Source organism: Burkholderia pyrrocinia, assembly GCF_018417535.1.
Lineage (GTDB): Bacteria > Pseudomonadota > Gammaproteobacteria > Burkholderiales > Burkholderiaceae > Burkholderia > Burkholderia pyrrocinia_E.
Genome location: NZ_CP070978.1, coordinates 371709 through 397482 on the forward strand (window position 1 = coordinate 371709; position 25774 = coordinate 397482).

Annotated in this window: 32 protein-coding genes; 19 read left to right on the forward strand and 13 right to left on the reverse strand. The window is 66.8% G+C overall.

All coding sequences use genetic code 11. The annotated features are described in order from the left end of the window. The first annotated feature begins 67 nt into the window (after window positions 1-67). The 3 genes from JYG32_RS19795 to JYG32_RS19805 all read left to right on the forward strand — a co-directional run bounded on the left by JYG32_RS19795 (window position 68) and on the right by JYG32_RS19805 (window position 1591). Window positions 68-700: a LysE family translocator gene (locus JYG32_RS19795; RefSeq protein WP_174380388.1), complete on the forward strand. Its 633-nt coding sequence runs from the start codon at window positions 68-70 to the stop codon at window positions 698-700. A 253-nt stretch (window positions 701-953) separates the two neighbouring features. Beyond that, entirely contained in the window at window positions 954-1226 is a 273-nt protein-coding gene (locus tag JYG32_RS19800) for an AbrB/MazE/SpoVT family DNA-binding domain-containing protein (RefSeq protein WP_174380389.1), read from the forward strand. Window positions 1227-1252: 26 nt separating this feature from the next. After that, window positions 1253-1591: a type II toxin-antitoxin system PemK/MazF family toxin gene (locus JYG32_RS19805; protein ID WP_213266642.1), complete on the forward strand. Its 339-nt coding sequence runs from the start codon at window positions 1253-1255 to the stop codon at window positions 1589-1591. Window positions 1592-1638: 47 nt separating this feature from the next. On the opposite strand, the gene JYG32_RS19810 is transcribed toward JYG32_RS19805, so the two are convergent. Together JYG32_RS19810 and JYG32_RS19815 are read right to left on the reverse strand one after the other, a co-directional pair. Then, entirely contained in the window at window positions 1639-1797 is a 159-nt protein-coding gene (locus JYG32_RS19810; RefSeq protein ID WP_213266643.1) for a hypothetical protein, read from the reverse strand. Between the two features lie 4 nt (window positions 1798-1801). Beyond that, complete coding sequence (locus tag JYG32_RS19815; RefSeq protein WP_213266644.1) at window positions 1802-2821, reverse strand: helix-turn-helix domain-containing protein; 1020 nt, start codon at window positions 2819-2821, stop codon at window positions 1802-1804. Between the two features lie 168 nt (window positions 2822-2989). Here JYG32_RS19815 and JYG32_RS19820 point away from each other — a divergent pair, with 168 nt between their 5' ends. The 5 genes from JYG32_RS19820 (at window position 2990) to JYG32_RS19840 (ending at window position 6756) form a co-directional block, all read left to right on the forward strand. Then, complete coding sequence (locus JYG32_RS19820; protein WP_213266645.1) at window positions 2990-3334, forward strand: hypothetical protein; 345 nt, start codon at window positions 2990-2992, stop codon at window positions 3332-3334. After that, on the forward strand, window positions 3324-3956 hold the full coding sequence (locus tag JYG32_RS19825; protein ID WP_213266646.1) for a Dabb family protein: 633 nt from the start codon (window positions 3324-3326) through the stop codon (window positions 3954-3956). Before JYG32_RS19820 ends, JYG32_RS19825 begins: the two co-directional genes overlap by 11 nt. Window positions 3957-4025: 69 nt before the next feature. Further along, window positions 4026-5018: an NADP-dependent oxidoreductase gene (locus JYG32_RS19830; protein WP_213266647.1), complete on the forward strand. Its 993-nt coding sequence runs from the start codon at window positions 4026-4028 to the stop codon at window positions 5016-5018. 30 nt (window positions 5019-5048) lie between these two features. Beyond that, window positions 5049-5924, forward strand: a complete 876-nt coding sequence (locus JYG32_RS19835; RefSeq protein WP_213266648.1) for an SDR family NAD(P)-dependent oxidoreductase — start codon at window positions 5049-5051, stop codon at window positions 5922-5924. Between the two features lies 1 nt (window position 5925). Then, the gene (locus tag JYG32_RS19840) at window positions 5926-6756 is read left to right on the forward strand and encodes an SDR family NAD(P)-dependent oxidoreductase (RefSeq protein WP_213266649.1); all 831 of its coding nucleotides are present in this window, start codon (window positions 5926-5928) and stop codon (window positions 6754-6756) included. 33 nt (window positions 6757-6789) lie between these two features. On the opposite strand, the gene JYG32_RS19845 is transcribed toward JYG32_RS19840, so the two are convergent. The 4 genes from JYG32_RS19845 to JYG32_RS19860 all read right to left on the reverse strand — a co-directional run bounded on the left by JYG32_RS19845 (window position 6790) and on the right by JYG32_RS19860 (window position 9379). After that, on the reverse strand, window positions 6790-7038 hold the full coding sequence (locus JYG32_RS19845) for a hypothetical protein (protein WP_213266650.1): 249 nt from the start codon (window positions 7036-7038) through the stop codon (window positions 6790-6792). A gap of 117 nt (window positions 7039-7155) precedes the next feature. Continuing rightward, window positions 7156-8130 carry a threo-3-hydroxy-L-aspartate ammonia-lyase gene (locus JYG32_RS19850; protein ID WP_213266651.1) on the reverse strand — a complete coding sequence of 325 codons (975 nt, stop codon included), beginning with the start codon at window positions 8128-8130 and terminating at the stop codon, window positions 7156-7158. Between the two features lie 51 nt (window positions 8131-8181). Beyond that, window positions 8182-8820 (reverse strand): helix-turn-helix transcriptional regulator, encoded by a 639-nt coding sequence (locus JYG32_RS19855; protein WP_213266652.1) that lies wholly within the window; start codon window positions 8818-8820, stop codon window positions 8182-8184. 43 nt (window positions 8821-8863) lie between these two features. Then, window positions 8864-9379, reverse strand: coding sequence for a YbaK/prolyl-tRNA synthetase associated domain-containing protein (locus JYG32_RS19860; RefSeq protein ID WP_213266653.1), 516 nt, complete (start codon window positions 9377-9379; stop codon window positions 8864-8866). A gap of 529 nt (window positions 9380-9908) precedes the next feature. On the opposite strand from JYG32_RS19860, the gene JYG32_RS19865 reads away from it, so the two are divergent. From JYG32_RS19865 to JYG32_RS19890, 6 genes are all read left to right on the forward strand, one after another. After that, entirely contained in the window at window positions 9909-10235 is a 327-nt protein-coding gene (locus tag JYG32_RS19865) for a DsrE family protein (protein ID WP_174380401.1), read from the forward strand. Window positions 10236-10262: 27 nt separating this feature from the next. Next, window positions 10263-10664: a DsrE/DsrF/TusD sulfur relay family protein gene (locus tag JYG32_RS19870; protein WP_249744823.1), complete on the forward strand. Its 402-nt coding sequence runs from the start codon at window positions 10263-10265 to the stop codon at window positions 10662-10664. A 10-nt stretch (window positions 10665-10674) separates the two neighbouring features. Beyond that, on the forward strand, window positions 10675-11055 hold the full coding sequence (locus tag JYG32_RS19875; RefSeq protein WP_174380403.1) for a hypothetical protein: 381 nt from the start codon (window positions 10675-10677) through the stop codon (window positions 11053-11055). Window positions 11056-11484: 429 nt separating this feature from the next. Continuing rightward, window positions 11485-11673: a hypothetical protein gene (locus JYG32_RS19880; RefSeq protein WP_174380404.1), complete on the forward strand. Its 189-nt coding sequence runs from the start codon at window positions 11485-11487 to the stop codon at window positions 11671-11673. Between the two features lie 588 nt (window positions 11674-12261). After that, a complete protein-coding gene (locus JYG32_RS19885; protein WP_213266655.1) occupies window positions 12262-13707 on the forward strand; it encodes a DEAD/DEAH box helicase in 1446 nt (481 codons plus the stop codon). A 402-nt stretch (window positions 13708-14109) separates the two neighbouring features. Beyond that, the gene (locus JYG32_RS19890) at window positions 14110-14322 is read left to right on the forward strand and encodes a DUF1059 domain-containing protein (protein WP_213266656.1); all 213 of its coding nucleotides are present in this window, start codon (window positions 14110-14112) and stop codon (window positions 14320-14322) included. A 374-nt stretch (window positions 14323-14696) separates the two neighbouring features. Here JYG32_RS19890 and JYG32_RS19895 read toward each other — a convergent pair whose 3' ends face one another. Next, on the reverse strand, window positions 14697-15413 hold the full coding sequence (locus JYG32_RS19895) for an EthD domain-containing protein (RefSeq protein WP_213266657.1): 717 nt from the start codon (window positions 15411-15413) through the stop codon (window positions 14697-14699). Between the two features lie 51 nt (window positions 15414-15464). Further along, window positions 15465-15986, reverse strand: coding sequence for a nuclear transport factor 2 family protein (locus tag JYG32_RS19900; protein WP_213266658.1), 522 nt, complete (start codon window positions 15984-15986; stop codon window positions 15465-15467). A 212-nt stretch (window positions 15987-16198) separates the two neighbouring features. Here JYG32_RS19900 and JYG32_RS19905 point away from each other — a divergent pair, with 212 nt between their 5' ends. The 5 genes from JYG32_RS19905 (at window position 16199) to JYG32_RS19925 (ending at window position 21642) form a co-directional block, all read left to right on the forward strand. Beyond that, the gene (locus JYG32_RS19905; RefSeq protein WP_213266659.1) at window positions 16199-16699 is read left to right on the forward strand and encodes a nuclear transport factor 2 family protein; all 501 of its coding nucleotides are present in this window, start codon (window positions 16199-16201) and stop codon (window positions 16697-16699) included. A gap of 50 nt (window positions 16700-16749) precedes the next feature. Further along, window positions 16750-17616, forward strand: coding sequence for an SDR family NAD(P)-dependent oxidoreductase (locus tag JYG32_RS19910; RefSeq protein WP_174380410.1), 867 nt, complete (start codon window positions 16750-16752; stop codon window positions 17614-17616). Between the two features lie 9 nt (window positions 17617-17625). After that, window positions 17626-18381: an SDR family NAD(P)-dependent oxidoreductase gene (locus JYG32_RS19915; protein ID WP_213266660.1), complete on the forward strand. Its 756-nt coding sequence runs from the start codon at window positions 17626-17628 to the stop codon at window positions 18379-18381. Window positions 18382-18472: 91 nt separating this feature from the next. Beyond that, window positions 18473-19249, forward strand: a complete 777-nt coding sequence (locus JYG32_RS19920) for a glucose 1-dehydrogenase (protein ID WP_213266661.1) — start codon at window positions 18473-18475, stop codon at window positions 19247-19249. 527 nt (window positions 19250-19776) lie between these two features. Beyond that, entirely contained in the window at window positions 19777-21642 is a 1866-nt protein-coding gene (locus JYG32_RS19925) for a phosphoenolpyruvate carboxykinase (GTP) (protein ID WP_213266662.1), read from the forward strand. Between the two features lie 90 nt (window positions 21643-21732). Here JYG32_RS19925 and JYG32_RS19930 read toward each other — a convergent pair whose 3' ends face one another. The 5 genes from JYG32_RS19930 to JYG32_RS19950 form a co-directional block, all read right to left on the reverse strand. Next, window positions 21733-22641, reverse strand: a complete 909-nt coding sequence (locus JYG32_RS19930) for an NAD-dependent epimerase/dehydratase family protein (RefSeq protein ID WP_213266663.1) — start codon at window positions 22639-22641, stop codon at window positions 21733-21735. A 74-nt stretch (window positions 22642-22715) separates the two neighbouring features. Continuing rightward, window positions 22716-23552, reverse strand: coding sequence for an SDR family NAD(P)-dependent oxidoreductase (locus JYG32_RS19935; RefSeq protein WP_249744824.1), 837 nt, complete (start codon window positions 23550-23552; stop codon window positions 22716-22718). A gap of 37 nt (window positions 23553-23589) precedes the next feature. After that, window positions 23590-24348, reverse strand: a complete 759-nt coding sequence (locus JYG32_RS19940; protein ID WP_047903207.1) for an SDR family oxidoreductase — start codon at window positions 24346-24348, stop codon at window positions 23590-23592. A 40-nt stretch (window positions 24349-24388) separates the two neighbouring features. Beyond that, on the reverse strand, window positions 24389-25246 hold the full coding sequence (locus JYG32_RS19945) for an SDR family NAD(P)-dependent oxidoreductase (protein WP_213266664.1): 858 nt from the start codon (window positions 25244-25246) through the stop codon (window positions 24389-24391). A 3-nt stretch (window positions 25247-25249) separates the two neighbouring features. Continuing rightward, window positions 25250-25666: a nuclear transport factor 2 family protein gene (locus JYG32_RS19950; RefSeq protein ID WP_213266665.1), complete on the reverse strand. Its 417-nt coding sequence runs from the start codon at window positions 25664-25666 to the stop codon at window positions 25250-25252. Between the last annotated feature and the right edge of the window lie 108 nt (window positions 25667-25774).

Sequence of the window (25774 nt, forward strand, 5' to 3'; positions counted from 1 at the left end):
CATTCAGCGGTGGCCGGATTTTCCCTACGATGCCTGTTCAACCCGTTGCATGTGCAAGGAGCAGGCGATGCTGTTCATCAAGTCCGTCGTGATGGGGCTGTCGATCGCGGTGCCGGTCGGCCCGATCGGCATGCTGTGCATTCAGCGCAGCCTGAGCCGCGGTTTTCAGGCAGGGTTCGCGACGGGTGTCGGTGCCGCGTGCGCCGATGCGATCTACGGCCTGCTCGGCGCGTTGGGCATCGCGGGCATCGTCACCGCATTCCCGATGCTGACCGTCGGCCTGAAGATCGGCGGCGGTGCGTTCCTCGTGTGGCTCGCGTGGACGATCGTGCGCCAGGCGCCGGCCGCATCGGCGATGCAACGTGACCTGCCGCGCACGACGGTCCTGCGCGATTTCCTGACGACGTTCGGCCTGACGCTGTCGAACCCGATGACGATCCTGTCGTTCGTCGGGATTTTTGCTGCGCTCGGCCCGCTATCCGGCGCGCGGGAAGGGGCGATGTGGCCGGCCGTGGCGCTGATGGTCGCCGGCGTGTTCATCGGTTCCGCGACCTGGTGGCTGTGCCTGAGCAGCGCGACCGCCGCGCTGCGCACGAAGATGTCGTTCGCGTTCATGCACGGGCTGTCGCGCGTGTCGGCAGTCGTTATCGCGGCCTTCGGCGCGATCCAGTTGGTCGCGGGCCTGCGCGGCGTCATCTAGGCGCGCAAGGCGGCACCGTTCGACCGGATGTCGTCGACAACCGTCCGCAGATGGGCCAGCAGTTCGAGCATCACGGCTGCCCGAAAGATATCAAATATAAATTGTTTTCCTAACGCCTTGTCCATATGTATCAACGGAGTTGACACGTATGGAGCCGTCGACTATTATGAATCTACGTATCAACGACGTTGATACTACGGGGTAGCTACCCGGAGGTTGATAGACCTCAAACAACAAAATTGGGGAAACAACGATGGCTATTCAAACGCTCAAGCGTTGGGGAAATAGCCTTGCGGTGCGCATCCCGGCGAACGTTGCGCAAGAGGTGGCGTTTGCCGAGGGGCAAGAAGTTGATGTTCATGTGGTTGATGGCAAGGTGGAGATTCGTCCCCACGGCGCGATCAAGCGCTTTTCTCGCGAACGCTATTTGCAACAGCTTCGCGAAGCGAAGCTTGAGCCGCATCCGATCATCGACTTCGGCGAACCGCAGGGCAGTGAGTTCGGGGGACCGGACGAGCAAGCCTGACGCGGAACCAGAAGGACGGGAAAAAGATGCTCAACGGGATTCCGGAAGCAGGGGATGTAGTTCGGCCGTATATCGGGCCGAGCAAGGGTAACGAGCAGGACGGATATCGCGCAGTCGTGGTGATCACGCCAGCAGATATCAACGAACTGACTGGGCGGTTCGTCGGGCTACCGGTCACATCGACAGTGCGGGGCTGGGAATCGGAGATTCCGATTTCGAGTCTCGCGCGGCCGGGTGTGGCGCTCGTCGATCAGATCGTGAATCTTTCGTTCAAGGCGCGTCAGTTTCAATTCAAGGGTGAGCGCGCAACGGACGAGGAGATGGAGGCGATCAAATACGCGGTCCGGATGTACCTGGATCTGTAACATAACAACGGTGCCAGGTGGCACCGTTTTTCTTTGTGGTTTGTGTATCAGAAGTTGTTGCAATGTTTGGGGGAGTGCTGCGCGGCGTCGATGATGGACATCGGCGCTACACCGACCGCGTACGGCTGCTGGTCGAGATTTTGCCGGCGCTCGCGCAAGAGCCACGCTTCGCGCTCAATTTCCCGCGTGCTGCGGGCGTTCCACATCGCGTCACGCGTCGATGCTGGCCGTTCGCCTGAACCGGCTCGGCGCCACGCCCGTCCAGCGCACGAACGCGCGCCGGAACGCCTCCTCGCCGCCGAACCCGAGATACGCGGCTACCCGCGCGACCGGCCAGTCCGTCTCGTGCAGGCATCGCCGCGCGGCGTCGGCCAGGCATTGCTCGCGCAGCGCGTGATATCCGCTGCCTTCGGTAGCGAGCCGCCGCCGCAATGTCGCCTCGCTGACGCCAAGCCACGCGGCCAGCTCCGCGAGCGCCGGCAGCGTCTGTTCGTGCGCGAGCGCCGCATCGAGAAAGCCGCGCACCTGCTGCGCCCATGACACGACGACCGATGCCGCATCGATCAGACGAAACGGGAAATCGACGAGGAATGCGTCGAGTTCGCCCGGCTGCCGGATCACGCGGCAATCGAGCCGTGCCGCATCGAACGCGAAGCCGTAAGTCTTCCGGTCGATGTCGACCGGCGCGTTGAACAGCCCGAGCAGCGGCACCGCGTCGTCGCGGCGCGGATGGCCCAGCCACACGTCGGTCGGCCGCAGCGGCTGACCGATCAGCCAGCCGAACAGTTGCAGATAGCAGAACAGCCCCGTCAGGTCGACGAGGCACGCGGCCGGGCTGCGCGTGCGGCGCAGCGAGTCCATCCGGAACATCGCGCGAGCGTCGCGCACCGCAAGCGACAGCGCGCCGGCGCGCGGCGTCAGCATCTCGCAGAAGTCGCGCGCGCAGCGGATCGCGTCGGCGAGCGTCGCGCAGCTCAGCAGGCAGCGGCACATCAGGTCGACTTCCTGCTTGCGCATCGGCGGATGGCCGTCGCCGCGTGCGACCTGCGCCTCGAGCCGCTCGATCGCGTCGCGGTACAGCGCGACGAAATCGCCCGCCGTCGTCGCGTCTTGCGGCGGCTGTACGTCGCGATTGGCCGGCGGCGCGCCGCTGCGCGCGAGTTCGCTCAGCAGACGCGCACCGAAGCCCGGCAGGATGCGGCCGCTCGTCGGCATGGCGCGCTGTTTCATATGTCTCCCGTTCTGATCGTTGCGACAGGGGGCGGTGAGCGCGCCGGTAGGGGTTCGCGAACCGTCGCCACGCAAGAATGCTATCCACGCCGGCCGCCTTCGGCCTCGCCGGAACGGCGTAGGCCGGCACAACGCATCCCGCCACGAACGACCACGGACGACACGCGAATGATCCAGATCGTAGACGAAATCACGCTCGCGCCCGAGCGCATTCCCGACGTGCTGGCGCTGCTGCACGACCGTTACCTGCCGGGCCACGCGGCGCGCGGGCTGACGGTGGCCGGCCGCTGGGTGTCGCCGCCCGTCGCGGTGCCGGGGCAGCCGAGCACGCTGTGGCTGACGTGGCACGTCGCCGATGCGCCGGCCTACTACCGGATGCGTGGGCTGACCGATGGCGACGTGGTCGCGCTCTGGAGGGCAGTCGACGGAATGTGCGACGCGCGTAGTCGTCATGTGATGACGGACGCCGACACGCCGCTACCCGCACTGACGGAGGTCGACCATGCGGCATGACACGGCCCAGGTGTTCGTTTCGGCAGATCGCGGCGCAGACGCAATCGAGCGTGCATTGCGCGAGGCCGCGCACGCGCTGCCAGGTGCAACCCGTGTCGCGCTGGCCCGCAATCATGAAGGTTGCTGGGGCGCCGGCGACTACACGCTCGACGTGCTGCGCGACGAACGATCGGCTGATCGCGCAACGGATTTCGCGGCGCTGGCGCAACTGCCGGGAATCACACGCATCGACGGCGCCGCGTGCCGCGCGATCGGAGGCGGCCTGCGCGAGCCGAAGTTGCGCGATGGCGTGTGGCGCACGTTGATGCTGCGCGTACGGCCGCAGGCAAGCGAAGCACAGGTTGTCGCGCTGGAGCGCGAGTTGCTGCACATGCCCGCGTTCATGCCAGGCATCCGCAACTGGCGCCTGAGCCGGATCGAGGCGCCGGGCGCCTGGACGCACGTATGGCAACAGGAGTTCGCGCAAGTCGGCGATCTGCTCGGCGAATACCTGATGCATCCGTATCACTGGGGCTGGGTCGACCGCCGGTTCGACGCCGAAAGCCCCGACTGGACGGTCGATGCGATTTCGCATGCGTTCTGTCCGCTCGCGTCGAGCCTGCTGGCCGATACGGCGGCGTGACACGTAGCGCACCGCACCGCAGCGCAGCGCACCGCACACCAAGCCTACAAAAACCCTGGAGACACGAAGATGCGAGCCCTTTTGATCGACCGCGTCGGGCATTCCGACGCGTTACGGCTGGCCGACGTTCCCGTACCGAAACCGGGCCCCGGCGACGTGCTGATCCGCGTCGCATACGCGGGCGTCAATCCCGCCGACTGGAAATGCCGCGAAGGCTATCTCGGCGCGTTCATGCAATACACGTTTCCGTTCGTGATCGGTTTCGATGCGGCGGGCGTTGTCGAAGCGGTCGGCGACGGCGTCGCGGGTTTCGCGCCCGGCATGCGCGTGTTCGCGCAGACCGACGTCGGCGCGGGGCGCTGGGGCGCGTATGCGGAATTCGTCGCGGTGCGCCACGACTCGGTCGTGCGCCTGCCCGACGCGGTGGGCTTCGCGGAAGCGGCCGCGACGCCGACGCCCGCGCTGGCCGCATGGGCCGGCCTGTTCGACGACGGCGGGCTGTGCTCGGGGCAGACCGTGCTGGTGCACGGCGGCGCGGGCGCGGTCGGCACGTTCGCGATCCAGCTCGCGGCACAGGCCGGCGCGCGCGTTGCGGCGACGTGTTCGGCGCGCAACCGCGACACGGTCGAATCGTTGGGCGCGGAGGTCGGCATCGACTATCGCGCGCAGGACATCGCCGCAGCGGTGCGCGCATGGGCGCCGGGCGGCGTCGACCTCGTGCTCGACGCGGTCGGCGGCGACTCGCTGCCCGCCGCGCTCGACCTGCTTGCGCCGGGCGGCACGCTCGTGAACATCATGACGCTCGCGGCCGGCGACGCCGAGCGGCTGGCCGCGACGGGTGCCGACGCCGCGCAGCGCGGGCTGCGCACCGCGATGACGTACAGCCGGATGCCGAGCGGCAACACGCTCGCATCGATCGCCGAACGGCTCGGCCGACGTGCGTTGCGGGTGCCGCGCTTCGACAGTTTCCCGCTCGAACAGGCCGCGCGGGCGCTCGATCTCGTTCAAACGGGCGAGGCGAAAACCAAGCTCGTGCTGCACGTTGCGGATATCGTGGCCTGAACGGCTCGCACTCAAATCACTGGAGACATCATGACCGACACCCGAACCGCGATCCTCGCGGGCAAGTGCGCACTCGTGACCGGCGCGAGCCGCGGCATCGGCCGCGCGATCGCGCAGCGCCTCGCATCCGAAGGCGCGACCGTCGTCGTGACGGCGCGCAGCCTCACGCAATCGGCCACGACCGCCGGCACGCTGGCCGAAACCGTCGCGCTGATCGAACAGGCCGGCGGCCGTGCGATCGCACTCGCGGCCGACCTGTCGAACGCGGCCGAGCGCGACGCGCTCGTCGCGCGTGCGGCCGACGCGGCCGGCGGCCTCGACATCCTCGTCAACAACGCGGGCGTGGCCGACTACGCGTGCGTCGACGCGATGCCGATGGCGATGTTCGACACGACGATCGAACACTATCTGAGGATTCCGTTCGCGCTCGCGCAGGCCGCGATTCCGCTGATGCGCGCGCGCGGCGCGGGCTGGATCGTGAACGTCGGCTCGGTGACGGCGCTGCCGCCGCTGCGGCCGTTCGACGATTTCGCGCGCGCGGGCGGCGCGACCGTCTACGCGGCGGTGAAGGCCGCGCTGTCGCGCTTCACGCAGGGGCTCGCGGCCGAACTGGAAGCCGACGGCATCGCGGTGAATCTCGTCGCGCCGAGCACGGCGATCCGCACGCCGGGCGCGGCGCGCTACATCCCCGAAGGCTATCCGACCGAAGATGTTGCGTATCTCGCCGAAACCGCGCTCGCGCTGTGCAGCCTGCCGGCGCGCGAACGCACGGGGCTCGTCACGCACAGCCTGCATTTCCCGCTCGCGCAGCACCTTGCGGTGCGTTCGCTCGACGGCCGCACGCTGCTGCCGCCGCCGGCGATTCCCGCGTACGCGCATCCCCACATCGACCCGACAGGACGCTGACATGACGAATTCGATTCGCTTCGACGGCGGTACCGCCGTGATCACCGGCGCGGCCAGCGGCATCGGCAGCGGGCTCGCGCGCCACGCGGCCGCGCTCGGCATGCGCGTCGTGCTGGCCGATCTCGATCCGGCGAAGCTCGACGCGTTCGCCGCGACGCTCGACACTGACGTGCTGTGCGTGCCGACCGACGTCAGCCGCCCCGAAGCCGTCGACGCGCTCGCGGAAGCCGCATGGCGGCGCTTCGGCGGCGTCGACCTGCTGTTCAACAACGCGGGCGTGATGGCGACCGGCTTTAGCTGGGAAATCACGCCGGAACGCTTCGAGCGCAGCTTCGCGATCAACGTGCACGGCGTGCTGAACGGGATCCGCAGCTTCGTGCCGCGGATGCTGGAACGCAACGTGCCGGCGCGGGTCGTGAACACCGCGTCGATCGGCGGCTTCCTGCCGAGCCCGTTGATGTCGCCTTATTCGGCGACGAAATTCGCGGTGGTTGCGCTGACCGAATCGCTGTACGGAGAACTGAAGATGCTCGGCGCGCCGGTCGGCGTGTCGCTGCTCGCGCCGGGCCCCGTGCAGTCGGGCATCTTCAACGATCCGTTCGGCGCCGCGCACGACCGGCCCGAGGTGCGCGGCTTCGTCGACACGATGCGCGCGATGCTGAACGCGCACGGGCTCACGCCCGACGCATTCGCCGAGCGGGCGTTCGACGGCATCCGCGCAGGGCGCTACTGGTTGATTCCGCAACCGGAGATGATCGACGGCGCGCTGCAGCGGCGCACCGACGACATCCTCGCCGCACGCGATCCGTCGCTGCCGTCGTTCCGACAATGACGACCGGGCGCGGCAGCGGCGACCGGCGCGCCGTTACATGCGGGTGCCGGTGTGCGTGCGACCGCTCGGGTCGCCGCCGCGGTCGGGCGGCGTATTGTTCTGATCGATCTTCGCGAGCACGAAGCCGGCAGGTGGCAACGCGCCGGGCGAACGGTGGGTCGCCTGCGCGACGGCGTCGTGCGGCGATGCGGCGGGGAAACCGGATGACGTAACGCCCGGTTGAGCGAACGCCGAAAGGGAAGCGGCCGCCAGGGCGGCGGCGACGATCGCGTGCGTGTTCATGGTGGCTCCTTCACGACTGACTTCGGGACAACGTAATCAGTCTAGGGCGCGAAACTTAACGCGGCGTGAAGGAGCGGCGGCGCGCGGATGACGGAATCTTTCCGCGCGCCGCGATGGTCAGGCCGACGCCGACACCAGCGCGCAGAAGTTCTCCAGGTCGACGTTGCCGCCGCTGATCACGACGCCGACGCGCTTGCCCTGCAATGCGTCCTTCATCCGTCGCACCGCGGCGAACGACAGGCAGCCGGTCGGCTCGACGACAATCTTCATACGAGTCGCGAAGAAGCGCATGCAGTCGACGAGTTCCGCGTCCGTCGCGGTCAGGATGTCGTCGACGTCGCGGCGGATGATCGGGAACGTCAGGTTGCCGAGGTGCTGCGTCTGCGCGCCGTCGGCGATCGTGCGCGGCGTATCGATATGCACGATCGCGCCGGACTGGAACGATTGCTGACCGTCGTTGCCGGCTTCAGGCTCGACGCCGTACAACTGCGCGTGCGGCGCCAGCGCACGGGTGGCCAGCGCGGTGCCCGACAGCAGCCCGCCGCCGCCGAGCGGCGTGAAGACCGCGTCGAGCGGCCCGACTTCGTCGAACAGTTCCTTCGCCGCCGTGCCCTGGCCGGCGATCACGTCCGGATGGTCGTAGGGCGGGATCAGCGTGAGCCCGTGCTTCTCCGCGAGATCGCGCCCGATCTGCTCGCGATCCTCGGTGTAGCGGTCGTAGGTCACCACGTTGCCGCCGTAGCCGCGCGTCGCGGCCATCTTCGCGGCCGGCGCATCCTGCGGCATCACGATCGTCGCCGGGATGCCGAGGATGCGCGCCGCCAGCGCGATCGCCTGCGCATGGTTGCCGGACGAGAACGCGACGCCGCCGTGGCGGCGCTGCTCGGCATCGAAGCGCGACAGCGCGTTGAAGGCGCCGCGGAACTTGAATGCGCCCATGCGCTGCAGGTTCTCGCACTTGAAGAACACCTGCGCGCCGAGCGCTTCGTCGATCGTCCGCGACGTCATCACCGGCGTGCGGTGCGCGTGGCCTTCGAGCCGCGCCGCCGCGGCGGCAACGTCGTCGTACGTGGGGAGAGTCGGAGAGTTCATGGTTGCTCGAGGGTCGGAAAGTTCAGTCAACATGAAAGCAGAGCGCTTGCGTCATTTCGCATCGTTGTACACGGTCGCGCGCGATACGCCGAGATGCTGCGACACGATCTCCATCGCGCGGCGCACCTCGAGGAAGCCGTCGGCCTTCAGCGTCTGCATCAGCTCGCGGCGCTGGTCGGTCTTCAGTTCGCGCGGCGTCGTCGCGAGGCGCGTCGCGAACGCGTCGATGCGTTGCCGGATCGCGTCCGCGCCGGCCGGGTCGAGCGTTTCGGCGATGGTTTCGCCGTCGGTGCTGCAGAACTGGTTCAGCATGCCCTGGAAGCCGCGAAACAGCGTGACGTCGGCATTCAGGCACAGCGCGGCCACATAGCGGCCGGTCGAATCCTTGACGCCGATCGACGTGCTTTTCGCGGTGCGGCCGTCGGCGAAGCGGTTCGGGTAGTTCGCGAGCACTTGCGGGAAATCGTCGTCCGCGATGCGGGCAAGGCCGAGCTCGGTCGCGGGATCGCCGACCGCGCGTCCGGACAGGTTGTTGTGGATCGCGAGGATCGCGTGCTTCGGCGTGCGCAGGTCATGGACCACGACCTCGGTGAACGGCGCGAACATCTCGCCGAGCCCTTCGGCGATGCGCCGCACCTGCTCGATCAGCGATGCCTGCTCCGATAGCGCTTTGTTCCGGGTGGTGGTCATGGTGTGTTCACGTTCGGGTTGCGGATCGATGCGATGGTTTCGGTCAACCGGTGTATTCGGGGCCGTCGGTCGTTTCCGGCCGCGTGATGTCGGCCAGCAACGGGCGCGCGATCCGTACGTAGTCGGCCGCATCGAGCACGACCGAACGGTCGAGGCGGCCCGCGTTGAACGCGATCTCGTCGTTGCGTTCGACCAGCGCGGGATCGACGACGAGCGTCACGTTGCCGTCGAACACGAACGGCGGCACGGCGCCCATCACGCAGCGGGTGACGGCGGCCGCGAGCTCGGGCGGCGCGAGCGTCGCCTTGCGGCGGCCGACGGCATCGGCGACTTTGCGGAAATCGATCTTCAGGTGGCCGGGAATCACGGCGAGCGCGGTTGTGTCGCCGCCGTCCTTGAACGTGCACAGCATCGCCTTCGCGCCTTGTTCGGGGCGCGTGCCGCGGATCGCGGCGATTACGTCGGATTTACCTTCCGCCGGATGCTCCAGCACGCGGAAACGGGCGCCGGATGTGTTCAGCAGTTCGCAAAGCGTGTCGAAAACGGGGTAGTCGTTCATGTCGCTCCGGGTGGGTTGGGCCGAGGAATCGCGGCGTGCACGCAATGAAGGGTGGCTGCGGGCTGGTCGATGGATTGTCCAATTGTAGACGTTTTGTCGTGAGCATGGCAAAAACGTGTGTCGCCGCGGAGCGGCGGCCGTTGTCATGGGAAACGGGGGGGGGGCGAAAGAATGACTCCTCGCGGAATGGTGCGGAACATGGAGAGAACTGTCGGCGTTCGGCCAGGAAGGGACGTTCGCGCCTGCCGGGGAAGGTCCGCTGCTCGGCCCGTACCGGCCGTCACTCTCCGGAGAAGCTGTCTGCTTGCGCCGTGCTTCAACAACGGCGTGACCACACGCATAAGCCTTCCCGAGCTGTGACACGTAGAGTTGCTTGGACTATCTGTCCGTTCTGCTATACCCAATTCATGAGCTGTGCGCGGCCCACGCGCCGCACGGCGAGTCGAGTGCCCGTTGCGACTGGCGCGACACATGGGCAACACGTCGGTGGGAACTGCTTCTTCGGGCTGGAGGCTGGCAGGAGGCTGACATGGCAAATTACCTGTTCGTAGAATCGCGCGGTCCATATGGTGCGGGGGATCCCGAGCACGTCGAGGAACTGGTCAGGGGCGTACGCCAGAGGGGCAACACGGTCACACTGTTCCTGGTTCAGAACGGCGTGCTTTCCACTCGCCCGGGCGCAAAATTCAGCGAGCGATATGCGGCGCTGACGCGCAGCGGCGTCACCGTTCTTGCCGATGAATTCTCCCTGCGCGAGCGGGCGATCGAACGGCTGGCGGAAGGTGTCCAGAAGGCGGACATCGGGCAACTCGTGGATCTTCTCTTTGTGGCTGGGACCAAGGCCATTTGGCACTGAATCAAGGAGAACGTGATGGCTATTGGTATGAAACTGACCCTGGCACTGATGGATCCTCCATATGAGAAGGCAGCGAGCACGACGGCGCTGCGCATTGTGGATGCCGCACTGCGACGGGGGCACGACGTAACGGTGTTCGCCTACGAAGGTGCCGTCAATCTGACCATGAAGGCGCAAGCCCCGCATGCCAATCCGGTCAAGGGCACATCCGTGGAGGAGGAGGATCACCCGACAACCAGGGACTGGGTGGCAGCCTTGTTTCAACTCGCTGCCCAGCAGGGTGTCAAGCTCGATTGGATCAACTGCGGCCTGTGTGTGGACGAACGCGGCGCAGGCGACTGGATCGAGGGTCCCCGCCGAGGCAGTCCGAAGGATTTTCTCGACTCCACGATCCAGAGCAACGCTGTGCTGGTAATCCCGACGAAATAGGAGTCGCGCCATGAAAATCCTGAGCATTGTCGAGACAGCGTACCGGGCTACCCTGGAAGAACAGGACGACACCATCCTGTGGCTGAACCATGTGCTGAAAAACGCCGGCGCGGACATCAGCCTGCTGCTGTGCGGAAGCGCCGTGAACTATGCAGCGCGCGGGCAGGACGCCACCGGCCTTGCCTTCGGCACGCGCCGGCAGGTCCATCCGCCGGCGCTCGACAAGGATCTCGACAAAATGATCGGCGTCGGCGTTGCCGTGTATGCGGTCGACGAGGACATGCGTGACTGTGGACTGGCACAGGAAGATGTCATCGGCGGCCTGACGCTGCTCGCGCGTGCCGAGATCCCCGCCCTGTTCGACCGCTTCGATCAGGTCTGGCACTGGTAACGGCTCGAGGCTGCACCGCATTCTGCTGACCGGAGGGAACGCTTGCGTTTCGCTCGCAACCGTTGCGGCATGCCGTCAGGGGGCGCCCCGGCCATACGCAACGGTCGCCGAGCGGAGCGTTGCAGCGATTCCCGATAGTCGCGTGCAGGCCGGGGAGCGAACGGTCGCGAGCTTTGACCGAGCGGCTCCAATGGGTTGTCAAGCGGCTATCGCCGAGCGTGTCCTTTGGCGCGCGCCGAATGACCTTTGGCGCAACTGCGATCACGGAGGATGACGAATCGTCGAGAGCCGGATTCGCCAATACGGTTTACTCGGCAGTTGCCTGACGTTCGTCGCAGGCTTGACGGCGGATCGATTCGACTGCCGGGGTTGCATACGAAATCGTGGAAGCTAGACTGGAAATTCCCCATGCATACCATGGAGGGAGACATGACGACCATCTATGTCGTGAAGACCGGTGAGCAGTTCCTCTGCACCGGTGAGGATGGCGACATCGGCATGGCACCGGTGATTGAAGACGCCATGTCCTTTCTGTCGTATGAGGAAGCGAAAAAAGCCGCGAACGAGAACGCCGACCCCGGATACGAAATCGTGGCCGTCAACATCACCGGCCGCTGACGCGGCGTTCGTTGCCGGGCGCTCGGTGACGGAGGGTACTCGCAATTTTGCTCGGTCCATGCGATACGGTGTCCGGTTGGCTGCGTCCCAAATCATCTGCGAACAGGCAAGGTCGCGCATCGAGATTCGCACGATGCGGCCAACCGAATGCCGCCACGGTGCGGGCGTCACGGCCTCGCGCGCGTCGCGAGCACGGTGGGGCGTTGTCTCGGTTCGGCCAGAAGCGGCCACTCGAAAATACCAAGTCGAGCGATTGTTTCGGGTCGACAGGACCCATTGGTCGCGCGCTGGATCATGGATGGCCTGGCAGGACTCGGGCCTTGTTTCGGGCAGTTGGCGGCGATGCAGGTGCGCGCGTGGCGGGTTGCGCGGCCACTGGCGCGTTTGCTGTTGATGCAATCGGGGCTGGCGCTGGCGGCAGTGCTGCTCATCGGTGTCCCGTAGTACAGCTTGCCGGCGCGGTGTGGGGCGCCCGGCGCCGCTACGTTTTTCAGTGGCGATCGACGTCGATCCTTTTGACCATCGATGTGCGCGGTGCAATCAGCGCGGCAACCGCTAGAATTGCGGTTTTAGCCCGGAATACCCCCCATGTCTTTTGCCTCGCTTGGCCTGATCGATCCCTTGCTGCGCAATGTGCAGGACCGCAATTACCAGACACCTACGCCGGTGCAGGCCAAGGCGATTCCTGCCGTGCTCAGTGGCAAGGACGTCATGGCTGCGGCACAGACCGGCACCGGCAAAACGGCGGGTTTTGCGCTTCCGCTGTTGCAACGGCTGGTGCAACACGGCCCGGCGGTGTCCAGCAACCGCGCGCGTGTTCTGGTGCTGGTGCCCACGCGTGAACTGGCTGAACAGGTGCTGCAAAGCTTTATCGATTACGGCAAAGGCCTCGACTTGCGATTTCTGGCCGCGTACGGCGGTGTGAGCATCAACCCGCAGATGATGAAGTTGCGCAAGGGCGTGGATGTGCTCGTTGCCACGCCGGGCCGTTTGCTGGATCTCAACCGCCAGAACGCAGTGCAGTTCGACCAAGTACAAACGCTGGTGCTGGATGAGGCCGACCGCATGCTGGATCTGGGCTTCGCGCGCGAACTCGACGCCGTTTTCGCCGCGTTGCCCGCTCGGCGCCAGACTCTGCTGTTCTCGGCCACGTTTACCGATGATATCCGCGCCATGGCGGCGGGCATTCTGCGCGGCCCGGTCAATATCAGCGTCAGCCCGCCCAATGCCACGGCCAGCAAGATCAAGCAGTGGGTGGTGCCGGTGGATAAGAGGAACAAGCCTGACCTCTTCATGCACCTTGTGGCCGAGAACAGCTGGGAGCACGCGCTGGTATTCGTCAAAACCCGCAAAGGCGTGGATTACCTGGCGGCCATGCTGGATGAAGCGGGCTATGCGATCGACACCATCCACGGCGACAAACCGCAACCCGCGCGCCTGCGTGCGCTGGAGCGCTTCAAGACGGGCGAAATACAGATGCTGGTAGCCACCGATGTGGCTGCGCGCGGGCTGGATATCGACGACCTGCCGCTGGTGATCAACGTTGATTTGCCGATCGTGGCGCAAGACTATGTGCACCGTATTGGCCGTACCGGCCGCGCGGGCGCCAGCGGCGTGGCGGTGTCCCTTGTGTGTGCCGATGAAGCGCCGCAACTGGCCGCGATCGAAGCGCTGATCCGGCAAACGCTGCCCCGTGAAGAAGAGCCGGGTTTCGAAGCCGAACACCGCGTGCCGGAAACCAGCGCAACGGGCCAGATTATCAAGAAACCCAAAAAGCCCAAGAAGCCCAAAGTGCCGCAAGCTGCGTCGGGCGTCATGCAGGTGCCCGGCAAAAAACCGCGCGCGCAAAATGGCGAAAGCAAGCGCAAGCCTGGGGCGCAGCGCGCTGTGGCCGCGGGTAAAGGCTCAAGTTTGTCCAGCGGTAACCCATTCAGCGTACAAAAGCCACGCAGCAAACCGGCCAGCAAGCCGGCGGCGGGGTCACGCAAGCCGGCTGGCAAACCCGCTGGTGGCCGCGGCAAACGTCAACCCTGATCCGTGGGGATGTGTAACGCCAGCCCTTGAACAGGCTGGCGCGTTGTCTCGGTTCGGCCATCTACCGACATCGACCCGCACTTTCGAACTGCCATTCAAACGTCGCTTCCGCCCAGGCAATGGACCTTCGTGCGCGGATTTCGTCAGTCATGTAGCCGGCCGTTGATTACATCCCTGTTTCATTCCTGGCCGCAGGCGGCACCTGCGGCACGCCGTGCGGGCGACGCACGCGGAACGCCGTGAATTTCGATGCGTTACCGCGAATTCATTGCACGCGACCTATACTTTCAAAATCATTTCGCCCGCGACAAGGAGGCGCAATCGTGCTCGACGTACTTCGCGCGGCATCCCGCGCGGCCATTCACGCAAGACCCATGACTACTGTCGTAAGAGGAAGACATCATGACGCGCAAATACATCGATTGCCGGGAATTCCCGAGCGAAATGAATTGTTCCATTGCGCTATCCGCGGATTCCGAAAACGAGTTGCTCGAGGCGGCCGTACAGCATGCGGTCGCGGTTCACAAGCATGCCGATTCGCCGGAGCTGCGTTCACAGCTGAAAACGCTGTTTCATGACGGCACGCCACCCGTTGAAACACCGCGTCACGCGTAACGCTGGCGCGACAAACTGAAGAGCAGCGACCGCCTCGCGACGGCCATCTGCCAACAACGTATTTGCGTTGACCGTAGCTGCACATCCTGCCGAAATCTTCTTCTGCGTGTGGTCCAGTGGGGCGGCTACGGAAGTTCGGCCATCGTGCGAATACTTTGCTGCCGGGCCGAACTCGTACTTCCGCGTTCGGCCAATAGTTGCCGCTGGCCCATCGCACAAAGCTGTCATTCGGACGGCTGCGCCACGCTGCGGATTCAACCCGTCGATGCAACGAATCGATGAAAGCGCTCAGCCGGTGTATCGAAGCCTAATGTCTTTCGCGGACGTTCATCGAGCCGCGCGGCCACCCCCGCGCGGCCCGCGATCGCGTCAATCTACCCCCGCACGGCCTTCACCACATACTGACTCGTCGGCACCACATCGATCTTGTCGAAATCGATGAAGCGCCCACAGCTATCCATCATCTCGGCCACATTACGCTGAAACTTCTCGTCGTCGCCGACCGCATCGAAGAACGCATGCGGATCGGTCATCGCGGCGGCCGGGAAGCATTCCTCGACGATCGCGTCGTAACCGGGCGCCGCATGCGTGAGCGCGCGCACGACGACGTTCTGCACATACACGAAATTGTCCTGCGTATCGATCGCGACGCGCGTGTGATGGCCGTGCCATACGTCGAGCCACGCTTCGTGCGTGAGGCGCGGCGGCCGCTTCAGGAACGCGAGTTGCGAAAAGCCGGTCGTGCGTTCGCCCGGCCGCGCCGGGAAGCGCGTGTTCGGAATCGGCTGCGACTCGGTGACCAGATACGCGGCCATGTGCGGGACGATCGCGCGCACCGCATCGTCGAACGGCTGGCGGAACATCGCGTTCGCGCTGTCGACCCACATCGCGACGATCCCGTCGATGCACGGATGCGTGTTGGTCTGCTTCAGGCCCGCGGCCGGCGCGACATCGGCATCGGCGACGTTCACCTGCACGCCGTGCGCGCCGAGCGACAGCAGCTTGTCGGCGAGCTGCGTGCGCACCGTGCGGTGCCACTGATCGGGCGCGGCCTGCGCGTCGCGCCACAACACGTAAATGACTTTCTCCATTGCTTCGGCTCCAGAGGGGAATGACGGGATCGGCGGCGTTGTCGCCGGGGTTCAGGAAGCGGTGACGGCCGCGCCATGTGCGCCATGTGCGTCATGCGCACCCGGCGCGAACCGGTTCGCGGTCAGCGTGAACGACGTCGGGATCGGCGACGTGACGGATTCGAACAGCCGCTCGTGGCGCGTCGCGTGAATGCGCCACACGCCGTCGCGTTTCACGTACTGGTCGTCGTAGAACGCGGTGCCGTGCAGCAGGTAGTTATCCTCGAGATTGATCGCGTGATCCTCGAGAAACCACACGCCGCACGCGTGATCGGCGGACACCAGCGTGAGTTCGGGGTGATGGCCATGATGCATCGTCAGGAAGGTCGGCTTGCCGATCAGCGCGCGCAGGCTCGACACGAACGCGTCGCGGCCGTCGTACGCATAACGGCCGCCATACAGCCGCGCCTCGCAATCCTCGGTCAGGCAATCGGCGAGCAGCGGCCAGTCGTGCGTATCGACCGCGCGGAAATACCGGTACTTCAACTGTCGGATCTGCTCGTATTCATGGAGCGTGCGGGTCGTGTCGTCCATCGCCGTATCTCGTGGTGGTGTCGTTCGATGGTAGGAACGAAGCCGCCTGCATCACATCGTCTGTTCGGACGAAAGCCGCCTACGCATGCGGCCGGCGCTGCCGCGATGAACCGCCGGATTAATCCGAACGGGTGATGGCCGGCGCGTCGCGCGGCGGTAACGTGGCATCGACGCGGCATCCGATCCGCGCCGGCACCGAACAAGGAGACGGGATGACCCTCATCGAATCGCTGGAAACGCGCGTGCGCAGGCTGGAGGATGCCGATGCGATCCGCCGGCTGAAGGCGCGCTACTTCACCTGTTGCGACCGCAAGGATCCGCAAGGGATGCGCGACTGCTTCGCGCCCGGCCGCGTGCGCATCGACTACGGCCGGATCGGGACGTTCGATACGCGCGACGCGCTGGTCGACGTGTTCGAACGGCTCGGCTGCCATCCCAACATCGTCGAGATGCACCACGGCGTGAATCCCGATATCACCGTGCTCGACGACACGCATGCGCGCGGCACATGGGGCCTGCACTACCAGATGATCGACACGAACGCGCGCACGCTCACGCAGCTCGGCGCGTACTACGACGACGAATACCGGAAGGTCGACGGCGAATGGAAGATCGCGGGCACGCGCTGCGTCGTCACGTCGACGCTGTCGGCCCGCTACGAAGGCGATGCGCCGGGCGTGCTGTTCGCCGGCGCGCCGCCGCCGGCTGCCTGACGCACGCCATCGCCACGCACGTGGCGGACATTCCACAGGAGACATCGAACATGACACAGAACCACGATGCGCCGGTTGCCGTCGTGACGGGCGCATCGCGCGGCGCGGGCAAGGGCATCGCGCGCGCGCTCGGCGCGGCCGGCATGACCGTCTACGTGACGGGCCGCTCGCAGAACGAAGGCGATGCGCCGCTGCCCGGCACGATTCACGAGACCGCGCGCGAGATCGACGCGCTCGGCGGCCGCGGGATCGCGGTGGCCTGCGACCACGCGGACGACGCGCAGGTGAAGGCGCTGTTCGAGCGCGTCGAACGCGACAGCGGGCGGCTCGACATCCTCGTCAACAACGCGACCTACCTGCACGACCAGCTGATCCTGCCGGGCCCGTTCTGGGAAAAGTCGCTCGACCTCGTGAACATCCTCGACGTCGGGCTGCGCTCGGCCTACGTCGCGAGCTGGCACGCGGCGCCGCTGATGGCGAAGCGCCGCAGCGGGCTGATCGCGTTCACGTCGTCGTTCGGCGCGAGCTGCTACATGCACGGTGCGGCCTACGGCGCGCAGAAATCCGGCGTCGACAAATTCGCGAAGGACATGGCCGTCGACCTGAAACCGTTCGACGTCGCGGCCGTGTCGATCTGGATGGGCCCGCTGCGCACCGAACGGACGACGCGCGTGTGGGACGAGCATCCGGATCTCTACAAGGAATTCTCGCTCGTCGCCGAAAGCCCGGAATTCACGGGCCGCGTGATTCACGCGATCCACGGCGATCCGCAGCGCATGGCGCTGTCGGGGCAGGTGCTGGTGGGCGCGGAAGCCGCGCTGCAGTACGGCATCGCCGATCTCGACGGCAAGCAGCCGCCGTCGTACCGCGAACTGCTCGGCGGGCCCGTGCAGGCCCACCCGGCGATCGTCGCTTAAGGAGTGCGCATGGGCATCCTGAAAGGCAAGGTCGCGCTCGTGACGGGCGCGGGGCAGGGCGTCGGCCAGGGCGTCGCGCATGCGCTCGCGGCCGAAGGTGCGCACGTCGCGGTGGTCGGTCGCACGCGCGACAAGCTGGTAGCCACCTGCGACGCGATCCGCGCACGCGGCGGTATCGCGGAGCCGTTCGTGTGCGACGTGATGGCCGCCGCGCAGATCGCGGCTTGCGTCGACGCGGTCGTCGAGCGGTTCGGCGGCGTGCAGATCCTGATCAACAACGCGCAGGTCGTGCCGCTCGGCCGCCTGCTCGACGTGACCGATGCGGATTTTCTGGCGGGGCTCGAATCGGGGCCGATCGCGACGCTGCGGATGATGCGCGCGTGTCATCCGCACTTGAAGGGCGACGGCGTGATCGTCAATTTTGCGTCGTCGGCCGCGGTGCGCTGGGATGCGTCCGGTTACGGCGCGTATGCGGCGACCAAGGAGGCGATTCGAGCGCTGACGCGCGCGGCCGCATGCGAATGGGGTGCGGACGGCATCCGCGTGAACGCGGTCGCGCCGCATGCGTTGTCGCCAGGCCTGAAGGGCTGGGTCGATGCGAATCCGCAGGAAGCCGCCGCGTTCTTCCGCACGATCCCGCTCGGCCGCGTCGGCGACTGCGAGCAGGACATCGGGCGCGCGATCGTGTTTCTCGCGAGCCGCGACGCCGCGTATCTGACGGGCGCGACGCTGCCGCTCGACGGCGGGCAGGCTTACTGGGGCTGACGGCGCGCGGCGCGAGCTACGCACCAATCATGGGTCCGGCATTCACGCTTGCGCGCGGCGGCCGGCAAACCGGAATCGAAGAGAGGACGACATGGGTCGACTGGAAGGAAAAGTAGCGATCGTCACGGGCGGCGCGCGCGGAATGGGCGCGGCGACATGCAGGCTGTTCGTCGAAGAGGGCGCGCGCGTCGTGATCGGCGACGTGCTCGATGCGGAAGGCGAAGCGCTCGCGCGCGAACTAGGCGACACGGCGCGCTTCATGCGGCTCGATGTCGCCGACGAAGCGAACTGGGCGCGCGTGGCCGAAGCGACGGTCGAGCAGTTCGGCTGCATCGACGTGCTCGTCAACAACGCGGCCGTGCTGACGTTCGGCGGCATCACCGAGCTGTCGAAACGCGATTTCGAGCGCGCGGTATCGATCAATCTCGTCGGCACGTTCGTTGGCATCCGCACGGTTGCGACGCGCATGATCGCGCAGAAGAGCGGATCGATCGTCAACATCTCGTCGGTGGACGGGCTGCGCGGCGTGAATGCGCTTGCCGCGTACGTGTCGAGCAAGTGGGGCGTGCGCGGGCTGACGAAGGTCGCGGCGCTCGAACTCGGCCACCAGGGCGTGCGCGTGAATTCGATCCATCCCGGCGGCGTGAACACGGTGATGTCGAACCCGACCGGCGCGCCGCTCGAGGAAATCAACAAGCACTATGCGAACGTGCCGCTGCAGCGCGTCGGCCTGCCCGACGAGATCGCACGCGCGACGCTGTTCCTCGCGAGCGACGAAGCGTCGTACTGCAACGGTGCCGAACTGGCCGTCGACGGCGGGATGGCGGCGGGCGCGTATTACCCCGGATTGCCGGGCGCGCCGTTTTGAGCAGTGGCGTACATCACGCGTTCTAGCCAGATGTTTGTGTACGCAACCTAATTCAGGGTTTGCCTGAGTAGCGAAAACGCGAATTCGCCGGGCGCGCATGTGCAATTTTCATGCGCGCAGCCGGCGGGCCGAACTTGGCGGTTTCGCCAAACCCTTGTCCGACGGACGTTCCGCGCGTTTCGTCCCCGACAGCGATCGCATCGACGCAGTCAAATTGGCTTGCCGGCAACGCATGTGCCTGCACGCCGTCACAGTTGTTTCTTGTTGCAACGCAACGCCCGCTCAATAACGGCGATGGTATGCTGGCCGGCATGGAAGTTGTAAGGCAGGTTGCATGCATGGCGAAACTCGCGTTCGCATCTTCTAACGAGACATCACATCCTCTCGCCCGCACCGCGGCATCGACACGCGCACAGTTCGCGTGCCCCGCGTTGCGCGTTGCTGCGTCCTGCATTCCGATCGCATTCCCCATCTGGCGGGCTCACCCCGCAACCCCCATCCCCGCCCAATAATCTGGAGACATTCCCATGTCGCAAAACAATCTGGCCGAAGCAACACACGGCCCGCTGATCGCTCCCCCGGCCTTCGTCAAACATCGCAAGCTGATCGACTGGGTGTCGCGTATCGCGGCGCTTACCGAGCCCGAGCATATCGTGTGGTGCGACGGTTCGCAGGAAGAAAACGATGCGCTGTGCCAGGTGATGGTCGACCAGGGCACGCTCAAGCGCCTGAATCCGGCGAAGCGCCCGAACTCGTATCTCGCGCAATCCGATCCGTCCGACGTTGCACGCGTCGAAGATCGCACGTTCATCTGCGCGGCATCGCGCGACGACGTCGGCCCGACCAACAACTGGGTCGAGCCCGCCGAAATGCGCGAGACGCTCAACGGCCTGTTCCGCGGTTCGATGCGCGGCCGCACGCTGTACGTGGTGCCGTTCTCGATGGGCCCGCTCGGCTCGCCGATCGCGCACGTCGGCGTCGAGCTGTCCGACAGCCCGTACGTTGCGGTGAACATGCGGATCATGACGCGCATGGGTCGCGACGTGTACGACGTGCTCGGCGAGGACGGCGAGTTCGTGCCGTGCGTGCACAGCGTCGGCCATCCGCTCGAAGCGGGCCAGCAGGACGTGCCGTGGCCGTGCAACCCGGTCAAGTACATCGTGCATTTCCCCGAGACGCGCGAGATCTGGAGCTTCGGCTCGGGCTACGGCGGCAACGCGCTGCTCGGCAAGAAGTGCTTCGCGCTGCGCATCGCGTCGACGATGGGCCGCGACCAGGGCTGGCTCGCCGAACACATGCTGATCCTCGGCGTGACGTCGCCGGCCGGCAAGAAGTATCACGTCGCCGCCGCGTTCCCGTCCGCGTGCGGCAAGACCAACTTCGCGATGCTGATTCCGCCGCAGGGCTTCAACGGCTGGAAGGTCACGACGATCGGCGACGACATCGCGTGGCTGAAACCGGGCCGCGACGGTCGCCTGTACGCGATCAACCCGGAAGCCGGCTTCTTCGGCGTCGCGCCGGGCACCGGCGTGAAGACCAACCCGAACGCGATCTCGACGCTGACGGAAAACGTGATCTTCACGAACGTCGCGCTGACGGAAGACGGCGACGTGTGGTGGGAAGGGCTGACCGACACGCCGCCCGCGAAGCTGACCGACTGGCAGGGCAACCCGTGGACGCCCGAGATTGACAAGGAAACGGGCCGCAAGGCCGCGCACCCGAATTCGCGCTTCACGGCGCCGGCCGCGCAGTGCCCGTCGATCGACGCGGATTGGGAGAACCCGGCCGGCGTGGCGATCGACGCGTTCATCTTCGGCGGCCGCCGCTCGACGACCGTGCCGCTCGTGACCGAGGCGCGCGACTGGGTCGAAGGCGTGTACATGGCCGCGACGATGGGCTCGGAGACGACGGCCGCGGCAGTCGGCCAGCAGGGCATCGTGCGCCGCGACCCGTTCGCGATGCTGCCGTTCTGCGGCTACAACGTCAGCGATTATTTCGCGCACTGGCTGAAACTCGGCAAGCAGCTCGAAGGCGCGGGCGCGACGTTGCCGAAGATCTACTGCGTGAACTGGTTCCGCAAGGACGCGAACGGCAAGTTCGTGTGGCCGGGCTTCGGCGAGAACATGCGGGTGCTGAAGTGGATGCTCGACCGTCTCGAAGGCACCGGCGGTGGCGGCGAACATGCGTTCGGCGTGTCGCCCGCGTATGAAGACCTGCACTGGGACGGGCTCGATTTCACGCGCGAACAGTTCGACGCGGTGACGTCGATGAACGCCGACGAATGGCGCGAGGAACTGAAGCTGCACGCGGCGCTGTTCGACATGCTGAAGCTGCGTTTGCCGGCTGAAATGACCGACACGATGAAGAAGATCGAACAGCGCCTCGGCGCCTGACGATCCGCATCGGCGCATCGGCGCATCGACCCCGACGTCCCGCCGCCGGCATCCATCGCCGGCGGCGGGACGTTTTCGCATCGATGCCGCTTACTGCGCGCTGCAATGCGCGACGACTTCGTCGACCGCGCGCTGCACGTCGCCGCGCCGGTAGCGCAGCAGCGCGATGTCGGCCGGATCGGGTTCGTACGACACGACGTTGCCGCGCCCCGTGTAGATCGCGATGTCGGGCAGCAGCGGATGCTCCTGGTCGAGCGACGGCACATCCCGCGGGTTGCCGGCCGCGCGGAAGAACGCTGCGAAGTAGTCGGCGAAGCTGAGGTTCTCGTCGCCGACGAGGTAGGCCTTGCCCGCTTCGCCGCGCTGCAGTGCGCCCCAGATCGCTTCCGACAGCGATTGCGTCGAGATGAAGTTGCTGCCGCCGGCCGGCCCGTACACGGGCAGCCCCGCGAGCCGGCCCTCCGCATAGCCCGTGTACGCGGCGAACATCTCGTTGCGCAGCCCCGGCACCGACCCGACCACGAACGGCGCATTGACGCTGCACACCGAGAACGACGGCGTCGCGAGCGCGCGCACGCGTTCGTCGGCGAGATGGCGCGAGCGCACGTACGGCACCGTATCGACGAGCGCGGGCGCGACCTGCGGATAGAAACTGCCGACCAGCACCGCGCGCTTCACGCCCGCGTCGCGCGCGAGCGCGAAGAAGCGCGGCACCGCGTCGACGTTCGCGCGTTCCCAGTGCGCGGCTTCGTCGGTGCCGGGCGGCAGGTGGCGGATGTCGTTGCCGGCCGCGAACACGACCGCGTCGAACGGCGCGAGATCGTCGCGCGTGAAGTTGCCGGCCACGTAGTCGCGCAGCAGCACGTCGAACTGCGCGAGCGCGCTGCCGGCCGCGGGCGGCTTGCGCGCGGCGAGCGTGACATGGTTGCCCTGCGCGCGCAGGTGCAGCGCGGCATGGCCGCCGATGAGGCCGGTGCCGCCGATGATCAGGATCTTCATGGTGTCTCCGATGGCGGCGCTGGCGCGCCGCGTGAAATGAACGGGGGAAGCCGCAAGCGCGTGCGCTGCGTCGTTCAGAAATTGAAGCCGTTGCCCGTGACGACGGGCATGTTGGTCCAGAAGCCGTTCGGGTCGCGATACCAGCCGGCCGCCGCGAGTGCGCCGCCGTCGACGTGCAGCGTCGTGCCGGTGACCCATGCGGCGAGCGGGCTCGCAAGGAACAGCGCGGCGCCCGCGATGTCGCCGGCAGCGCCGAAGCGTCCGAGCGGAATCCAGCGCGGGATGTGCGCGTGGTGCTCGGCCGCGACCATCGCGCTGACGGGCACCTGCGGCGTCTCGGTGGTTTCGGGCGCGATCTGGTTCACGCGGATGCCGGCCGGCCCGAGTTCGAGCGCGAGGCTTTTCGTGAAGCCGGTCAGCGCGGCCTTGAACGACGCGTACACGGTGCAGTTCGGAATCGCGCGGAAGCCCTCGATCGACGACACGCCGACGATGCTGCTGCCCGCGCCGCGCTTGCGCAGCAACGGCAGCATCGCACGCGTGACGGTGAACACCTGGCGCAGGTTCACGTCGAACAGCCGCGCGATGTCGTCGTCGGTGCAGTCGTCGAACGGCTTCGCGATCTGCAGGAAATCGCCGACGTTGTTGACGAGCACGTCGAGGCCGCCGAAGCGTGCGTCGACCGTCCGCGCGAACGCGTCGACCTCGTCGCGGCGCGTGACGTCGACGGTGCCGACGAGCGCGTCGACGCCGGCGGCTTCGAGCACTTGTCGCACGTCCTGCGCGCGCGCCGCGTCGATTTCCGCCACGGCCACGCGAGCGCCCGCCGTGCCGAACGCTTCCGCACAGGCGCGGCCGATGCCTGCGCCGCCGCCGGTGACCAGCACGGTCTTGCCGGTGAATGAAATCATCGATGGACTCCTTTGGATGGGAGAGCGTCAAGCCGCGTCACAGCGACGACACCAGTTGTGCGTTGTCGATCCGCAGTTCCGCGCCGTTCACGAAGCGCGATTCGTCGGACGCAAGGAACAGCACGAGATTCGCGACGTCCTGCGGGTCGCACATGCGCGCCATCGGATCGCTGCCGATGCCGAGCGCGGCCGGATCGAGATCGGGCATCAGCGCCTGCGTCATCGGCGTCCAGATCCCGTCCGGATGGATCGAGTTGCAGCGGATCCGGTAGCCGCTGCGCTTGCAGTGCACGGCGACGCTGCGTGCGAGTGCCGTTACCGCGCCTTTCGACCCGGTGTACGCGCACATCATCGGCAGCCCGCCGAGCGCGGCGACCGACGACATCATCACGATCGAGCCTGGCGTGTCGTTGCCCTTCATCGCGCCGATCGCGTACTTGCAGCCGAGGAAATAGCCGTCCGCGTTGGTGCGCATCACGCGCCGCCACGTGTCGAGGCTCGTGTCCTCGATCGAGCCGACCGGGCAGATCGCCGCGTTGTTGACCAGTACGTCGAGACGGCCGAAGCGGTCGAGCGTCGACGCGATCGCGTGCCGCCAGCCGTCTTCGTCGGCAATGTCGTGGCGCACGAACAGCGCCGCGTCGCCGATCTCGCGGGCGAGCGCGCGGCCCGCATCCTCGTCGATGTCGGTCAGCACGACGCGCGCGCCTTCGGCGGCGAGCAGCAGCGCATCCGCGCGGCCGACGCCGCTTGCCGCGCCGGTGACCAGCGCGACCTTGTTTGCGACTCGATTCATGGTCGGTCGATGTCCTGTGAGGTGGAAAGAAGGTGGGCGCTCATGCGGCGCCCGGTGCGCGGCCGGCCTTGACCGCGTCGAGCGCGGCCGTGCCGTAGATCTGCGCGATCGTGTCGTCGACGCGCGGGTTCGTGCGCAGTTCGTGGCCGCCGTCGACCGCGAAGCTCTGGCCGGTCACCCAGCCCGACTCGGGGCCTGCGAGGTAGCGCACCGCATGCGCGATCGCTTCCGGTTCGCCGAGCGTGCCGAGCGGGATCTGTTCGAGAAAGCCGTCGACGAGCGCGCGGTTGTCGAACATCGGCGCGGTCGCTTCGGAGCGCGTGAGGCCCGGGCGTACCGCGTTTACGCGGATCTTCGCGCCGGCCAGCTCCTCGGCCGCGCCGCGCACGAGCGCTTCGAGCGCGGCCTTCGCGGTGCAGTACGCGGACAGCCAGCGGAAATTGATCCGCGCGGCGGTCGACGAGATGCAGACGATCGCGCCGCCGCCGCTGTCGGCCAGCCGCGGCGCCGCATGACGGATCGCGGCGAACGCGCTGTGCAGGTTCAGGTCGATTTCCGCGCGGAAGCTGTCGGCGTCGTGCAGCAGCAGCGGCCGGAACCCGGCGCCGCCGACGGTCGGCACGACGATGTCGAGGCGGTTGTCGAGCGCCCACGCGCAGTCGAGCGCGGCCTGCAGGTCGGCTTCGTCGCATGCGTCGCCCGCGTGGATCGCGACGCGGCTGCCGGGCATCGCGTCGGTCAGTTGCCGCTGCGCGCGTTCGAGCGCGTCGCGGCGGCGGCCCATCAGCACGACGGCCGCGCCGTCGGCGACGAGCGCGTGCGCACAGGCCGCGCCGATGCCGCCGGCGCCGCCCGTCACGAGCGCGGTGCGGCCTTCGAGGGGAAGGGAAGCGCGCATCGTTCAGCCCTCCAGCGGCAGGTCCTGCGCCCAGTCGACGTGCAGCGTGCGCGCGGCGAAGCGCCACGTGCCGCCGTCGAACACGCAGCGGTCGCGATAGCGCAGCCCCCAGTCGAGCTTGCGCTTCACGCCGTCGCGCACATAGACGTGGCACGCGACGCCGTAGGTCTCGACGTCGGCCTCGCCGCCGTCGAGCGTGACGAGCTGGTTGTGCACGTGATGCTGGGTCGTCTCGTAGCGCTCGATCACGCGCATGCCCGCGACGATCGCATCGCGGTCGTCGAAGCGGAAGCCGGGGCCGGCAAGGGTCGCATTGTTGGTGAAGAGGCTGGTGAGCCGCGGCCAGTCGCGCCGGTCGACGGCTTGCGCGTAGCGGCACGCGAGTTCGTACAGCGCGTGGCGGGGATTCGAATCGGTCATGCATGCTCCCGTGGAGAAACGGAAAGAGTCGGCCGCGCCGCGAGTGCGGACGCGGCGGCATTGCGACTTCGATGCGCAGGTTCGCATCGAACCGATCGAGACTCGTCA

Coding starts and splice junctions, on each gene's coding strand:
- JYG32_RS19885 (WP_213266655.1), top strand. CDS start 12,262: ATGTCTTTTGCCTCGCTTGGCCTGATCGATCCCTTGCTGCGCAATGTG.
- JYG32_RS19890 (WP_213266656.1), top strand. CDS start 14,110: ATGACGCGCAAATACATCGATTGCCGGGAATTCCCGAGCGAAATGAAT.
- JYG32_RS19880 (WP_174380404.1), top strand. CDS start 11,485: ATGACGACCATCTATGTCGTGAAGACCGGTGAGCAGTTCCTCTGCACC.
- JYG32_RS19905 (WP_213266659.1), top strand. CDS start 16,199: ATGACCCTCATCGAATCGCTGGAAACGCGCGTGCGCAGGCTGGAGGAT.
- JYG32_RS19800 (WP_174380389.1), top strand. CDS start 954: ATGGCTATTCAAACGCTCAAGCGTTGGGGAAATAGCCTTGCGGTGCGC.
- JYG32_RS19805 (WP_213266642.1), top strand. CDS start 1,253: ATGCTCAACGGGATTCCGGAAGCAGGGGATGTAGTTCGGCCGTATATC.
- JYG32_RS19835 (WP_213266648.1), top strand. CDS start 5,049: ATGACCGACACCCGAACCGCGATCCTCGCGGGCAAGTGCGCACTCGTG.
- JYG32_RS19895 (WP_213266657.1), bottom strand. CDS start 15,413: ATGGAGAAAGTCATTTACGTGTTGTGGCGCGACGCGCAGGCCGCGCCC.
- JYG32_RS19840 (WP_213266649.1), top strand. CDS start 5,926: ATGACGAATTCGATTCGCTTCGACGGCGGTACCGCCGTGATCACCGGC.
- JYG32_RS19830 (WP_213266647.1), top strand. CDS start 4,026: ATGCGAGCCCTTTTGATCGACCGCGTCGGGCATTCCGACGCGTTACGG.
- JYG32_RS19900 (WP_213266658.1), bottom strand. CDS start 15,986: ATGGACGACACGACCCGCACGCTCCATGAATACGAGCAGATCCGACAG.
- JYG32_RS19930 (WP_213266663.1), bottom strand. CDS start 22,641: ATGAAGATCCTGATCATCGGCGGCACCGGCCTCATCGGCGGCCATGCC.
- JYG32_RS19915 (WP_213266660.1), top strand. CDS start 17,626: ATGGGCATCCTGAAAGGCAAGGTCGCGCTCGTGACGGGCGCGGGGCAG.
- JYG32_RS19945 (WP_213266664.1), bottom strand. CDS start 25,246: ATGCGCGCTTCCCTTCCCCTCGAAGGCCGCACCGCGCTCGTGACGGGC.
- JYG32_RS19820 (WP_213266645.1), top strand. CDS start 2,990: ATGATCCAGATCGTAGACGAAATCACGCTCGCGCCCGAGCGCATTCCC.
- JYG32_RS19845 (WP_213266650.1), bottom strand. CDS start 7,038: ATGAACACGCACGCGATCGTCGCCGCCGCCCTGGCGGCCGCTTCCCTT.
- JYG32_RS19815 (WP_213266644.1), bottom strand. CDS start 2,821: ATGAAACAGCGCGCCATGCCGACGAGCGGCCGCATCCTGCCGGGCTTC.
- JYG32_RS19950 (WP_213266665.1), bottom strand. CDS start 25,666: ATGACCGATTCGAATCCCCGCCACGCGCTGTACGAACTCGCGTGCCGC.
- JYG32_RS19920 (WP_213266661.1), top strand. CDS start 18,473: ATGGGTCGACTGGAAGGAAAAGTAGCGATCGTCACGGGCGGCGCGCGC.
- JYG32_RS19935 (WP_249744824.1), bottom strand. CDS start 23,552: ATGATTTCATTCACCGGCAAGACCGTGCTGGTCACCGGCGGCGGCGCA.
- JYG32_RS19910 (WP_174380410.1), top strand. CDS start 16,750: ATGACACAGAACCACGATGCGCCGGTTGCCGTCGTGACGGGCGCATCG.
- JYG32_RS19940 (WP_047903207.1), bottom strand. CDS start 24,348: ATGAATCGAGTCGCAAACAAGGTCGCGCTGGTCACCGGCGCGGCAAGC.
- JYG32_RS19855 (WP_213266652.1), bottom strand. CDS start 8,820: ATGACCACCACCCGGAACAAAGCGCTATCGGAGCAGGCATCGCTGATC.
- JYG32_RS19850 (WP_213266651.1), bottom strand. CDS start 8,130: ATGAACTCTCCGACTCTCCCCACGTACGACGACGTTGCCGCCGCGGCG.
- JYG32_RS19875 (WP_174380403.1), top strand. CDS start 10,675: ATGAAAATCCTGAGCATTGTCGAGACAGCGTACCGGGCTACCCTGGAA.
- JYG32_RS19870 (WP_249744823.1), top strand. CDS start 10,263: ATGAAACTGACCCTGGCACTGATGGATCCTCCATATGAGAAGGCAGCG.
- JYG32_RS19925 (WP_213266662.1), top strand. CDS start 19,777: ATGTCGCAAAACAATCTGGCCGAAGCAACACACGGCCCGCTGATCGCT.
- JYG32_RS19810 (WP_213266643.1), bottom strand. CDS start 1,797: ATGTGGAACGCCCGCAGCACGCGGGAAATTGAGCGCGAAGCGTGGCTC.
- JYG32_RS19860 (WP_213266653.1), bottom strand. CDS start 9,379: ATGAACGACTACCCCGTTTTCGACACGCTTTGCGAACTGCTGAACACA.
- JYG32_RS19825 (WP_213266646.1), top strand. CDS start 3,324: ATGCGGCATGACACGGCCCAGGTGTTCGTTTCGGCAGATCGCGGCGCA.
- JYG32_RS19795 (WP_174380388.1), top strand. CDS start 68: ATGCTGTTCATCAAGTCCGTCGTGATGGGGCTGTCGATCGCGGTGCCG.
- JYG32_RS19865 (WP_174380401.1), top strand. CDS start 9,909: ATGGCAAATTACCTGTTCGTAGAATCGCGCGGTCCATATGGTGCGGGG.